General features: G+C 49.6%; 10 protein-coding genes. 8 read left to right on the forward strand and 2 right to left on the reverse strand.

Annotated features, from left to right (window positions below; genetic code table 11):
* Positions 1 to 15: 15 nt before the first annotated feature.
* Positions 16 to 1863 (reverse strand): ABC transporter ATP-binding protein, encoded by a 1848-nt coding sequence (locus tag MN202_RS10975; RefSeq protein ID WP_335736166.1) that lies wholly within the window; start codon positions 1861 to 1863, stop codon positions 16 to 18.
* 283 nt (positions 1864 to 2146) lie between these two features.
* Between MN202_RS10975 and ribA the strand changes: the two genes are divergently transcribed.
* The 3 genes from ribA to ydiJ all read left to right on the forward strand — a co-directional run bounded on the left by ribA (position 2147) and on the right by ydiJ (position 6386).
* Complete coding sequence (gene ribA / locus MN202_RS10980; protein WP_335736167.1) at positions 2147 to 2728, forward strand: GTP cyclohydrolase II; 582 nt, start codon at positions 2147 to 2149, stop codon at positions 2726 to 2728.
* Positions 2729 to 2823: 95 nt separating this feature from the next.
* Positions 2824 to 3291, forward strand: a complete 468-nt coding sequence (locus MN202_RS10985; RefSeq protein ID WP_335736168.1) for a YehS family protein — start codon at positions 2824 to 2826, stop codon at positions 3289 to 3291.
* Between the two features lie 56 nt (positions 3292 to 3347).
* Positions 3348 to 6386 carry a D-2-hydroxyglutarate dehydrogenase YdiJ gene (gene ydiJ / locus MN202_RS10990; RefSeq protein ID WP_335736169.1) on the forward strand — a complete coding sequence of 1013 codons (3039 nt, stop codon included), beginning with the start codon at positions 3348 to 3350 and terminating at the stop codon, positions 6384 to 6386.
* Between the two features lie 79 nt (positions 6387 to 6465).
* Here ydiJ and MN202_RS10995 read toward each other — a convergent pair whose 3' ends face one another.
* Positions 6466 to 9024, reverse strand: a complete 2559-nt coding sequence (locus MN202_RS10995; RefSeq protein WP_335736170.1) for a TonB-dependent receptor plug domain-containing protein — start codon at positions 9022 to 9024, stop codon at positions 6466 to 6468.
* A gap of 217 nt (positions 9025 to 9241) precedes the next feature.
* Here MN202_RS10995 and MN202_RS11000 point away from each other — a divergent pair, with 217 nt between their 5' ends.
* From MN202_RS11000 to trhO, 5 genes are all read left to right on the forward strand, one after another.
* Positions 9242 to 9817, forward strand: a complete 576-nt coding sequence (locus MN202_RS11000; RefSeq protein ID WP_335736171.1) for a GNAT family N-acetyltransferase — start codon at positions 9242 to 9244, stop codon at positions 9815 to 9817.
* Positions 9810 to 11144, forward strand: coding sequence for an NAD(P)/FAD-dependent oxidoreductase (locus tag MN202_RS11005; protein WP_335736172.1), 1335 nt, complete (start codon positions 9810 to 9812; stop codon positions 11142 to 11144). Before MN202_RS11000 ends, MN202_RS11005 begins: the two co-directional genes overlap by 8 nt.
* A 14-nt stretch (positions 11145 to 11158) precedes the next feature.
* Positions 11159 to 11800 (forward strand): LysE family translocator, encoded by a 642-nt coding sequence (locus MN202_RS11010; RefSeq protein WP_335736173.1) that lies wholly within the window; start codon positions 11159 to 11161, stop codon positions 11798 to 11800.
* Between the two features lie 47 nt (positions 11801 to 11847).
* Positions 11848 to 12378, forward strand: a complete 531-nt coding sequence (locus MN202_RS11015; protein ID WP_335736174.1) for a YaeQ family protein — start codon at positions 11848 to 11850, stop codon at positions 12376 to 12378.
* A 95-nt stretch (positions 12379 to 12473) separates the two neighbouring features.
* Entirely contained in the window at positions 12474 to 13388 is a 915-nt protein-coding gene (gene trhO, locus MN202_RS11020) for an oxygen-dependent tRNA uridine(34) hydroxylase TrhO (RefSeq protein ID WP_335736175.1), read from the forward strand.
* The last annotated feature ends 36 nt before the right edge of the window (positions 13389 to 13424 follow it).

Consider the following 13424-nt stretch of genomic DNA (forward strand, 5'->3'; position numbering starts at 1 on the left):
AACCTGAAAGACGTTTTATTCTACGCCAATAAAACCACCGGTTTGGTGCGCCCATAACTGGGCGTAAATACCGCCGCTGGCAATCAGTTCGCTGTGCGTGCCTTGTTCAACAATATTGCCCTGATCCAACACAATTAAGCGGTCCATCTGCGCTATGGTAGATAACCTGTGGGCAATGGCGATTACCGTTTTGCCGGCCATCAGGGTGTTTAAACTGGCCTGAATAGCGGCTTCTACTTCGGAATCCAGTGCTGAGGTGGCCTCATCCAGAATTAAGATCGGTGCGTTTTTAAGCAGCACGCGGGCGATAGCAATACGCTGGCGCTGGCCGCCGGATAATTTAACGCCGCGCTCGCCAACCTGGGCGTCAAAACCGGTATTGCCTTTAGGATCGGTTAAGTCACTGATAAAGTCACTGGCTTCGGCTTGCTCTGCTGCCCGCTGTAACTCCGTTTCACTGGCATCGGGCTTACCATAGGCGATATTGTCACGCACGGAGCGGTGCAGCAAGGACGTATCCTGGGTTACCATGGCAATATGCTGGCGCAGGCTTTCCTGATTTAGCTGGCTGATATCCTGGCCATCAATCAGGATTTTGCCGCTTTCGACATCGTAAAAACGCAGCAGCAAATTCACCAGCGTAGATTTACCCGCACCGGAGCGGCCAACCAAACCCACTTTTTCACCGGGTTTAATTTCAAGGTTTAACTGCTGTAACACCGGCGCTTTGCCGTTATGATCACCGGCCTTACCGTAGTTAAAGCACACATTATTAAAGCTGATGGCCCCCTGGCTAACCTGCAGCGGTTTGGCATCTTTAACATCCAGCACCTGCGCCGGTTGCGACAGGGTGGTAATGCCATCGGCTACGGTGCCGATGTTTTCAAACAGGCTGCTGACTTCCCACATGATCCACTGCGCCATACCGTTTAAACGCAGCGCTAAACTCACCGCTATAGCGATGGCACCAACGCTAATGGCGCTGTCAGCCCATAAATAAATGGATAATGCCGCTATGGCGAACACTAAAAAGTAATTTAGCGTTTGTACCGACACGCTTAACCCTGTGGCCAAACGCATTTGCCGGTACACCGGTTTTAAAAACACTTCCATACTGTCTTTAGCGTAAGCCTCTTCGCGGTTAGTGTGCGAAAACAGCTTAATAGTGGTGATATTGGTGTAGCTGTCGACAATGCGGCCGGTCATTTCTGAACGGGCATCGGCTTGGCGGGTAGAGGCCGCCTTTAAACGTGGCACAAAATAAAACTGCATAGCAATGTAAATAACCAGCCATACAAGCATTGGAATAATCAGTCGCAAGTCGGCATCGGCAATAAAAAATAACATAGAGCCGAAATACACCAGGATGTACACCATCACATCCAGCAGCTTCATTACTGTTTCGCGCACCGCCAGTGAGGTTTGCATCACCTTAGTGGCAATGCGGCCGGCAAAGTCGTTCTGATAAAAGCTGATACTCTGGCGCAACAGGTAGCGGTGGGCTAACCAGCGGATAGACATAGGGTAATTGCCCAACAAGGTCTGATGCACTATGGCGGCATGAAGAAAGCTCAGTGCCGGTAACAAAACCACCGTTACCACGGCCATCTTTATCAGAGTGGCGCGTTCAGTGCTAAACAGCGCCTCGGGCTCATTCTGTACCAGCCAGTCAACCAGTTGGCCCATAAAGCTGAATAACGACACTTCCAGCATGGCCAGAATAGCGGTGGTTATCGACATCAGAATAAGTGACGCTTCCATGCCCTGGGTATAATGGCGGCAAAAGGCAAAAATGCCCTTAGGCGGTTGCGTTGGCTCAACGGCCGGAAACGGCTTAATAATACGTTCGAAAAAACTTAGCATTGCACAGAACCCGTAGCTATAAGAGCGGCTATTGTAACGGGTTTAATAAAAATTGCATGGCTGCTGCGCTGGTTAGCCGGATTTTATCGCTGTGGACAATCACTGCAGTTGAGTGCATTATTTTGTGATAATATCACATTTGCATTCTATCCATCGCTACTAAGGCTGCTATAATGCCACAACAGCTTAGCTTGAATTTTGCCGCTGTTGGCCCAATAAAGTGTGCGCTGTAGCTAATAACGCCTGTGCTGTATGCAGCGCGGCCGTTTTCTGAGAAGTCATGATGAAATTAAAACTTGTAACCTCAACTTTGTTACCCACGCCTTTTGCCGAATTTCGTTTGCATGGCTTTGAAGCGCCTAATGGTAAAGAGCATGTCGCCTTAACGCTGGGCGATGTAACAGGCGCCGAGCCGGTGCTGGCGCGGGTGCATTCTGAATGTTTAACCGGTGATGCGCTGTTTAGCCTGCGCTGTGATTGTGGCCCACAGTTAGAAGCGGCGATGCGGAAAATTGCCGATTTGGGCCGTGGCTGTATTTTGTACTTACGCCAGGAAGGCCGTGGCATTGGCCTTATCAATAAAATTCGTGCTTATGCCGAGCAGGACAAAGGCCTGGATACAGTAGAAGCCAATGAAATTCTCGGCTTTTTACCGGATATGCGCGAGTACGATATCGCGGCGCAAATGTTTCAACAATTAGGTATTAACCAGGTGCGGCTGTTAACTAACAACCCGCGTAAGCTTAAAGCCTTAACCGATGCCGGCGTCAATGTGTTAGAGCGGGTACAGCACCGGGTAAAAACCACCGCTCACAGCCATCGTTATCTGGCTACCAAGGCCAGTAAACTGGGGCACTTACCTTAACCAGCGCTATAATAAGCAGCAAGATACTGATTTAACGGCGGCTGTGCTATGATAGCCGCCGTTTTTCATGCCACTTTTGCTTACAGGACATCATCTTGACCAACAACGACGTACTGCGCAGCCTGCGCTACACGCTAAATGCACCTAACCACGGCATGATCGCCATTTTTGCCCTCACTCATGTCACCGTTACCAAAGAGCAGGTGATGGCCTGGCTGGAAGCGGACGAAAGCGAAAGCTTTGCACTGATTAGTGATGAGTTGTTGGCCGGCTTTCTCAATGGCGTCATTATCCAGCGCCGTGGCGCCAAAGACGGCGTGATCCCACAAGCGGAAACTAAGCTGAACTACAACATCATTTTGCGCAAACTGAAAATCGCCTTTGATTTAAAAGACGATGATATTTTAGCTTTGTTAGAGGGCGCTGATTTTCGCTTAAGCAAGCATGAACTGAGCGCCTTTTTCCGCCGGCCGGATCATAAACACTATCGTGCCTGCCAGGAGCAAGTACTGCGTTATTTTTTACGCGGTATTTCACAGAAATTCCGTCCTGCTGCCAGCTGATCCAACGACAAAGTTAATGTTATACTGCAGGCACTTATTGCCGAGTGTCTGCCGTTATGATCCCAAAGCTTAATCCCGAACTCGCGCTGGATGCCAGCATTGTCGCTTTCAGTAAAGCCCTAGTCGCCGCCGGTTTTAGTGGTGATATCGAAACCAGTTACGGCAGCCGTTTGGCTGTTGCCACCGATAACAGCGTATATCAGGCACTGCCGCAAGCGGTACTGTTACCCAAATCTACTGATGACCTGGTTATTCTGACCTCGCTGGCGCAAACGTCCAGTTTTTCGCATATTAAATTCAGCCCGCGTGGTGGTGGTACCGGCACTAATGGCCAGGCTTTAACCGAGCATGTGGTGGTAGACTTATCGCGCCATATGCGCAACATTCTGGAAATTAACCTGGAGCAGCGCTGGGTAAGAGTGCAGGCCGGGGTGATTAAAGATCAGTTAAACGCTTTTTTAAAACCGTACGGTTTTTTCTTCGCGCCGGATTTATCTACTTCTAACCGTGCCACTATTGGCGGCATGGTCAATACCGATGCCTCAGGCCAGGGCTCTTTGGTGTATGGTAAAACCAGCGATCACGTGTTAGCACTAAAAACGGTGCTGATAGACGGCAATATATTAAAAACGCACAAAATGGCCACCTTTGAGGCTGAACACCGCGCCGAGCAGCCCAATAGTATCGGCCGCATTTATCGTCAGGTGCTGGATAGCTGTCGTGACTTGCGGCCACAAATATTAGAAAAATTCCCGCGCTTAAACCGCTTTTTAACCGGCTACGACTTAGAGCATGTGTTTAATGACGACTTAACCGAGTTTGATTTGTCGCGCATTATTACCGGCTCGGAAGGCTCATTAGGCTTTGTGGTTGAGGCCAAACTGAATATTACGCCGATAGCCAAATACAAATGTCTGGTTAACGTAAAATACGACAGCTTTGAAAGTGCGCTGAGAAATGCGCCGTTTTTGGTGGCGGCAGAGGCAACATCAGTAGAAACGGTCGACAGTAAGGTACTGAATTTAGCCCGTGCCGATATTATCTGGCATCAGGTTAAAGATTTAATCACCGATGTGCCCGGCGTTGAAATGCAGGGGCTTAACATGGTGGAGTACAACAGCGAAAGCCAGGCTGAGATTGAGCAAAAAATTACCGCGCTAACGGCTCGTTTAGATAACGCCATCAGCGATAAAACCGACGGCATTATCGGCTATCAGCTAACTTATGATAACGCGGCTATTGGCAATATTTACGCCATGCGTAAGAAAGCGGTGGGCTTGTTGGGTAATACCGCCGGCCGGCAAAAGCCGCTTGCCTTTGCCGAAGATACCGCTGTACCGCCGGAGAATCTGGCCGATTTTATCATCGAGTTTCGCTCTTTGCTCGACAGCCATGGTTTGCAATACGGCATGTTTGGCCATGTTGATGCTGGTGTATTGCATGTGCGTCCGGCGCTGGACTTGTGTGATCCGGCGCAGGAGCAATTGCTGCGGACCATTTCCGATCAGGTGGTGGCACTTACCGCCAAATATGGCGGCTTGATGTGGGGCGAGCATGGCAAGGGTTATCGTAGTGAATACGGCCCGGCGTTTTTTGGTGACGAGCTGTTTAATGAACTGCGTAAAATTAAAGCGGCGTTTGATCCGCGCAACCGGGTAAACCCCGGTAAAATTTGTACGCCGTTTAACAGTGCCGACAGTTTAGTTTCGGTTGATGGCACAAAACGGGCGTACTTTGACCGGCAAATTCCGGTCGCTGTTAAAGACAGCTTTGATAGCAGTTTAAACTGTAATGGCAACGGCCTGTGTTTTAACTACGAAGAAAACTCGCCGATGTGTCCGTCCAGTAAAGTGACTAAAGACCGCCGCCACAGCCCAAAAGGCCGGGCCGGGTTAATGCGCGAATGGTTACGCCTAACCGAAATGCAGGGTGTCGACGTTTTGGCGCAGGAGCAGCAATTGTTGCAGCAGTCAGCCGGTATTAAAGGCTTGTGGCAACGCACAAAAAACACCCTGGCTAAAGGTCGTGGTGAACAGGATTTCTCGCACGAAGTGATGGAAGCTATGGAAGGCTGTTTGGCCTGTAAAGCCTGTGCCGGTCAATGCCCGATCAAAGTGGATGTGCCATCCTTTAGGGCCAGATTTTTGCAGCTGTATCACAGCCGCTATTTACGCCCGGCAAAAGATTATATTGTTGGAAATATCGAACGCACTGCGCCCTGGTTGGCCAAAGCGCCTTCACTGGTTAACTTTATGCTTAAACGCCAACTGACGGCTGCGGTACTGGAAAAAACGGTCGGCTATGTTGATACGCCGCTACTGTCGGTGCCTACTTTGGCGCAGCAGATTGGTGAGCGCTACCGCTTTGATTTAGCCGCGCTGCAACAACAAAGCGCAGAGCAGCGGGCCCGCACAGTACTGTTGGTGCAAGACCCTTTTACCAGCTTTTATGAAGCTGAGCTGGTGGCAGATGCGCTGCAATTATTACACAAATTAGGCTTTAACCCGGTGTTGCTGCCGTTTTTACCCAATGGCAAGCCACAGCATGTAAAAGGCTTTTTGCGCCAGTTTGCCAAAACCGCTGCTAATGCCGCCCAATTGCTGAATCAATTGCAGCAACTGGGATTGCCAATGCTGGGGCTAGATGCATCTTTAGTGCTGGTATATCGCGATGAATACCATAAAGCGCTGAGTGAAAAGCGCGGTGATTTTAATGTGCAACTGCTGCATGAATGGCTGGTACAGCAAAACTTGCCGCAGGTAAACTCCAGCGCAGAATTTGCCTTATTGGCGCATTGCACCGAGAAAACGGCGCTACCGGCAACTGAAAAAGCCTGGCAGCAGATTTTTCAGCAGGCAGGCTTAAGCTTAAAGCCCGTTAGTGTAGGCTGCTGTGGTATGGCCGGTACCTACGGCCATGAAGCGCAAAACCTGGCTAACAGCAAGGCATTGTTTGATATGAGCTGGCGTGCACCGGTTGAGCAATTTGGCACTGAACAGATATTGGTAACCGGCTTTTCCTGTCGCAGCCAGGTTAAGCGGCTGGTTGGCGATAAACCCCGGCACCCGCTACAGGCGCTGTTGGCAGCGTTATAACCGCTGGCAATAGTTTTTGATTAAAAAAAATCCGCCGGTTAAGGCGGATTTTTATATTAGCAACTTAGCTATGAGCTGATCAGAACTTATAGGTGCCTTTTAAGTAGTAATAACCACCATTGATACCCATGGGTGAGGTTTCAAAATATTTGCCACCCAAAATACCCTGCCATTCGGCCGGTAATTCAGCCGGATCGTTATCCAGCAGGTTTTGTGCGCCAACAGACACGATAAAGCTGTCGTTGATATAGTAGCTAACTTCGGCATCCAGGGTTACTTCCCAGGTTGCTTTGACCGCAAAGCCCGGATCATCGGCGTGAACACCCTGATAGGTACCGTAATAATTAGTCCGCACAAATGCAGTCAAGTCATCCCAGGTTTGCGTCCAGGTAAAGGTAGCCCGATGTTTAGGCAAGTCATCCTCTAACCGGGATACACGGAATTCACCGGTAATATCGCTAAAACGGGTAACTTCAGTGTCGTTCCAGTTGTACGCCAGCGCGAAGCTGCTGCGGCCGTTAAAGGCATCCATAGCGTAGTTGGCCACGATATCAATACCCTGAGTACGGGTATCAAAGTCGTTGGTCAGGTAAGTGATACTGGTTAGTGAATCAATACCACGCACACCGGCAGCTTTTAGTGCGGCAATTTCTTCCGGCGTAATTTCAAATGCTGCAGACTGACTAATGCGGTCGTCAACATCAATACGGTAGTAGTCGGCTGTGACGAAGAAATCATAGCCAGTGTATACCAAACCTAAAGCGTAACTTGTTGACTCTTCAGGTGTTAGTTCAGTTGCGCCTTTTAAAATGGCAACCGGATTAGTTGGCGGTAGTACGCCTACGTCAACTAACACACCCTGGTTCAGCTCTGTACGAACGTTGCTGACGTTGGCCTGACCAACAGTAGGTGCGCGAAAGCCGGTACTGGTTGAGGCACGCAGCGCCCAGTCATCGTTAATGCGATACTGGCCGGTCAGTTTATAGTTGGTCGTGGTGCCAAAAGAGTCATAGTCTTCAAAACGCACGGCCAGAGCACCGAGCAGGTCTTCAGTAAACTCAGCTTCGATATCAACATAGGCGGCATAGTTACGCCGACTTGAGGTGCCAGCAGTTTGTGGTTGGAAACCAGGGAAACCATTGGAGCCATTGCTTAACTGATCAACGTAAGGGCCAACTTCCCATGATGCCTGTTCACCGGCAACAATTTCGAACGTTTCTTCGGTCCACTGCGCACCGAATGCAACGGTCAGATCTTCATACAAGCCGGCAGGAACATACTTAACAAAGTCGGCTGTAAAGGTTTTTTCTAACTGGATATATTTACCGGCATCGAAGTCTGTTGGCGTATCCGGGCCTAAAGACGCGTTTACTGAATTAAACAGCTGGAACATTGATTCACTGCGTCCGACTACACCGCTGAAATCGTAAAGAACGCCGTCAAAATAACCGCCTTTAAACTCACCTTTAGTGCCTATGGCCAAGGAGGTATCGGTAATATTACCGCCAAAATTAGGGGTAAAACCACCTGGGAACATTTGGAAGAAAGTAAAACAATTGGTTGGCAGGGCATTAACCGCGCTGGTGATTTGCTGATGATCTAAGCCTGAAATTGGCACATTGGCGCAACCGCCGGCACCAGTGGTATCGACAACTTCCAGCGTTTCACCGCCGTCATTGGAAAATACGCCACCGCGGTTATGCGGGTTACGGAAGTAAAAGCCACCACGGACATCGCGTTCAGAATAGTTACCAAACATGTAAGCCTGGCCGCCATTGTCTAAATCTAAACCGGCGTTGGCAAAAATGGTTATGTCGTCTTTAATTTCCGGTGCGCCCCATACCTGGGCTGGTGTCAATACAGAGGTGTTACCCGCATCGATCAGGCCCTGAGCATCATCACGTTGTACGCTGCGGCTGGTGGCATCAACATTTTTATATTGCATGCTGAGGTTTACAAAGCCGTCTTTGGTCAGCGGCATACCGACGTTTGCAGCGATCTCTGTCGAGGTGCCATCACCGGCGTAGTATTCGCCGTGTTTAATTTCAATGGTGCCGCCATCAGAGGCATCTTTTAAGACAAAATTGACTACGCCGGCAATGGCGTCTGAGCCGTATTGTGCTGCGGCGCCGTCACGTAATATCTCTACCTGTTTCATCGCAATGCCAGGTATTACCGACAAGTCAGGGCCCTGAGCACCGTCATTGATACCACCACCAAGGAAAGATATAACCGAAGCACGGTGGCGGCGTTTACCGTTTAACAGCACCAGCGTACTGTCAGATGACAGACCACGTAAGTTGATAGGCCGGATCAACGTCGCGGCATCGCTGATAGGTTGTGCGTGCACATTGAGTGACGGTACTGTGGTGCTGATCAAATTCAGCATATCGGAATTACCGTTTTTGTTCAGTTCTTCACCACCGATAATGTCGACCGGGACCGGCGAATCACCAATAGAGCGGGGGGCAGAGCGGGTACCGACAACGGCGATCTTCTCTACGGCTTGTTCTTTTTTCGCCGTATCCGGCGCGGCTTCCTGTGCTGTAGCGGTTGCAGTAACGCCCAATGTTAGCGACGCCGCCAAAGCATATTTTATCGCGCGGCTTAGCGGATGGTAGTTATTATGATTTTTCATGAGTGATATTTCCTGGATTATTATTTTGATACCAGACGCTTATGCTTTTATTTTTGCGTCCAATAAACAATATGAGATAAATGCGCCGTTGTCTAACGTAGTTTTTTGTTATTTTGTCGTGAAAGTAGGGAATTTCGGCTTTGAAGTCTTAAAAAAACAGATTGATTGTCCGTTGCAGACTGTTTATAACTGCAAAAAAGCCTGACGGAGTTTCTCAGTGCAACTGCTTCCTTTAAGCGAAAACGACTTTCCCGCTGTAATATCCTTGGCGAATCAGGTACATGGTGACAACTATCTTGATACCGATCGTCTGCAGCAGATGTACCAGCAAGGTATAAAACAGCAACTCAATGCCAGTTTTGTTGCCGTGGACGCCAGCGGTGCAGTAGTGGGATACCGGCTTAGTTTTGCGCCGGGCCAATGGCAGTTAGATCAGTGGTGTAGCACGGCGCTGTGGTCTGTACCTGTTGAGCAAATGGCTTATTTTAAGTCGGTGGCAGTAGCAGCATCTATGCGTGGTAAAGGTGTGGCCAGTGCGTTGTTAAAAGCCTCGGCTCAGGTGTTGGCGCAGCAGGGGGCCAGGGCCGGCTTAGCGCATATCTGGCGTGAAAGCCCGGGCAATGCCGCCGAACGTTATTTTAGTTTTGCTGGGGCGAGATTGCTGAAAGTACATCCGCAGCGTTGGCGGCATTTGTCAGTAACTGCAGGTTATATCTGTCCGCTGTGCGGCAGCTTATGTAACTGCAGTGCGGCAGAGATGGAGCTGTCGTTTAAGGCTTTAGCCGATGTATGATCCGCTAATTGATCCTGCAGTACCTGCTGCACAGCCGTATCCGGCGTCGTATTGGGCGGCCAGTACCGCCAGCACTGAGCCTTGTAATCCGCTTATGGCAGACATCAGTACCGATGTGCTGGTGATTGGTGCTGGCTATACCGGTCTCAGCTGCGCAATTGAGCTGGCTGGCGAATTAGGCCGGGAGGTGACAGTGCTGGACGCTAACCAAAGCGGCTGGGGCTGTAGCGGCCGTAATGCCGGTTTTGTGCTCAGGGGCACGGGTCGGTTAGGTCTGGCTCAATTGGCAAAGCGCTATGGCACTGAAACCGCACAGCAGTTTCATCTGGAATATGGCGCTGCACTGGAGCGGGTACAGCAGCTTATCGCGGCCGCAGACATTGACTGCCAGGCTCAGGCGCCAGGTTATTTAAAAGTGGCTCACAAAGCAGCACTGGGCCGGCAGTTGCCGCAGCAAGCTGAGTATTTACAACGTCAGTTTGGCTATCAGGTGGAATACCTTAGCCAGGCCGAGCTGCAACAGCGTTATATGCACAATACACAGGCTTTTGGTGCTATCCGTTTTCCCGATTGTTTCGGTGTTAATCCGTTGGCGCTGGCGCAGGGCTATGCAAAACTGGCACAGCAATCTGGTGCTGCAATTTATGGCGCTACGCCGGTACTAAGCTGGCAACGCAGTGGCCAGGGCTTTATTGTGCAAACCCCACAGGCAACGGTGCAGTGCCGGCAAATTATTCTGGCCACCAATGCCTACACCGGCAAAGGTTTTTATCCGCAGCTTAACCGGGCCAGCTTGCCGGCGCTTAGCAGTGTTATCGTTACGCAACCGTTAACAGCCCAGCAGTTAGCGGCCAGCGGACTTAACCATACACAGTTGGTAATGGACACCCGGGCGTTAAAATATTATTACCGCAAATTACCCGACAACCGGTTGTTGTTTGGTGGCCGAAGTGCCGTTTATGGTAAGGATGCTGACAAAGCCTGTTATCCGGAGCGATTGTTAGTGGCGTTAAAACAGTGTTTTCCACAGTTGCAGCAGTTAGAGATGGCATACCACTGGAGTGGCTGGGTGTCGGTATCTTTTGATGACATGCCACGGATCTGTCAGAGCGAACCAGGCTTATTTTATGCGGCAGGATACTGCGGAAGCGGCTTATCATTCAGTAGTCTGGCGGGAAAACGCCTGGCGCAGCTGGCCAGTGGTGTGACGTTACCGCCATTGCCTATTTATCAAAGCGGTTTAACACCCTTTCCATTACCGCAGTTTCGCCGTTTAGGCCAGCAAGCGTATTATCAATGGGGTCGGTTTAAAGACCGGTATTTATAGTTTAAGGATGTAGTATGAGTTTTTGGCCGGAGTTTTTACTTATAGCAAGCGTACACCTGATGGCCGTTGCCAGCCCGGGGCCGGATTTTGCCATAGTGCTGCGTTATGCTGTGCGTTTTGGCCGGCGTCAGGCGCTCTTTGCCAGTATAGGTATTGGCCTGGCGATACTGCTGCACGTTAGCTGGTCGCTGGTTGGCATTGCTGTGCTTATTCAAACTACCCCCTGGCTGTTTAAAGTGCTGAGTTTAGCCGCAGCGGCGTATCTGGCGTATATCGGTGTGCAGGCCTTGAAAAGTAAGGCTGTGCCGCACCCGGAACAGGCCGTTGCCGGTGCTGATAATGACACAGTGCCGTCTGCTAAAAAGGCCTTTATTGCCGGCTTTATTACCAACGGCTTAAACCCTAAGGCTACGCTTTTTTTCTTGTCGTTATTTGCAGTCATTATTTCGCCAGTTACGCCACTTTTTTACAAAGTCATTTACGGGGTTTATATGGCCGTTGCCACCGCAGCTTGGTTCTGTATGTTATCTATGCTGCTAACACACACAAAAGTAAGGGCTTTTTTACTGCTTAAAGGATACTGGTCCGATCGCGCAATGGGATTGCTATTGTTGGCACTGGCTATGCATTTGCTAGTCAGTAGTTTTAGCAACTAAACTTTGAGCACGTCGCTGATGCAGTTTGGCGATCTGGAGTTGGGCTTATGCAAATGGCAAGCAAAGTGATCTGTCTGGATCTGAATTACAGTTGTGATGCCAGTCATGCTTATCAACAGCAACGGCATTATGTTTCACCCTGGCAGGGTGAAAGTGCTGAGCATTTTGCCAAACGCTTACTGGCTTATCTGAGTTTGTATGAACAGCACCCCAGTTTTGCCAAAGACGATTCCGGTGGTAAGACACCCGATCTGTTTGTTGCCGATCAGTACCAACATGTTCAGCTATGGTGTCAGGTCGCTTTGGTGCCGGAAAAGCGGCTGCTGCGGGCAGCGCACCAGGCCGATAAATTAGTACTGGTGCTGGACGAGCACGAAACCGATAAAGCCCGTCATTTACCTCAGCCGCTTAATCAGCATATTTTTACGTTAGATCATGCCCAGCTGGATGCATTTTGTCTGATGCTGAAAAGCCATATGCAGCTTAGCGTCTGGCGCGAAGATCCCTTACTGCACATCACCGACGGTGAACATCAGTTGCAACTTAATATCAGTGCATTGCCACTATATCCACATTAAATTTATGGTCTTGCTATCAGCCGTATCATGGCTATAATACGCGCGGTTTTTAATATTGCTCCGGATTTACGCTCCGGCACTGCAAGAGGTAAATTATGTACGTAGTAGCTGCTTTATATAAGTTTGTTCAGTTATCTGATTATGTCAGTTTGCGCGATGCCTTGTATGATCATATGGTTGCCAATAAGGTAAAAGGTACCCTGTTGCTGGCTGAGGAAGGCATAAACGGCACTATCTGTGGCCCACGTGAAGGTGTCGATGCAGTAAAAGCCTGGCTGGATGCCGATGGCCGTTTCGCGGGTATGAGCTACAAAGAATCACTATCTGACGAACAGGCGTTTTACCGCACTAAAGTTAAACTGAAGAACGAAATTGTCACTATGGGTGTACCGGGCATTAATCCGGCACATATCGTTGGCACCTATGTCAAAGGTGATGATTGGAACCAGCTGATAAACGACCCCGATACTATTCTTATTGATACCCGCAACGATTACGAAGTGGCTATTGGCACTTTTAAAAATGCCGTCAATCCAAACACTACGACTTTCCGTGAGTTTCCGCAGTGGGCGGCAGACAATCTGGACAAAACCAAACATAAAAAAGTGGCGATGTTTTGTACCGGTGGTATTCGCTGTGAAAAATCGACTGCCTACCTGAAAGAGCAGGGCTTTGACGAGGTATACCACCTCGATGGTGGCATTTTAAAATATCTGGAAGAAATGCCAGAAGAAAACAGCCTGTGGCAGGGCGAGTGCTTTGTGTTTGATCAACGCGTTGCGGTAAAACATGGCCTGGAGCAAGGTAGTTATGATCAATGTTACGCCTGTCGTATGCCGTTATCCGCTGATGAAATGCAGTCGGATGAATATGTTAAAGGCTTAAGTTGCCCGCACTGCCATGACAAAACTACCGATGAGCAAAAAGCGGCGTTTGCTGAGCGGCAGCGCCAGGTAGAATTGGCCAAACAACGTGGCGAAAAACACATCCGTGATGGTAAATTTGAATAAAGCGCCACCTGCGCTATTAACTAAAGCCAGCATTAA

Source organism: Rheinheimera muenzenbergensis, from assembly GCF_036984005.1.
GTDB classification, from domain to species: domain Bacteria; phylum Pseudomonadota; class Gammaproteobacteria; order Enterobacterales; family Alteromonadaceae; genus Alishewanella; species Alishewanella muenzenbergensis.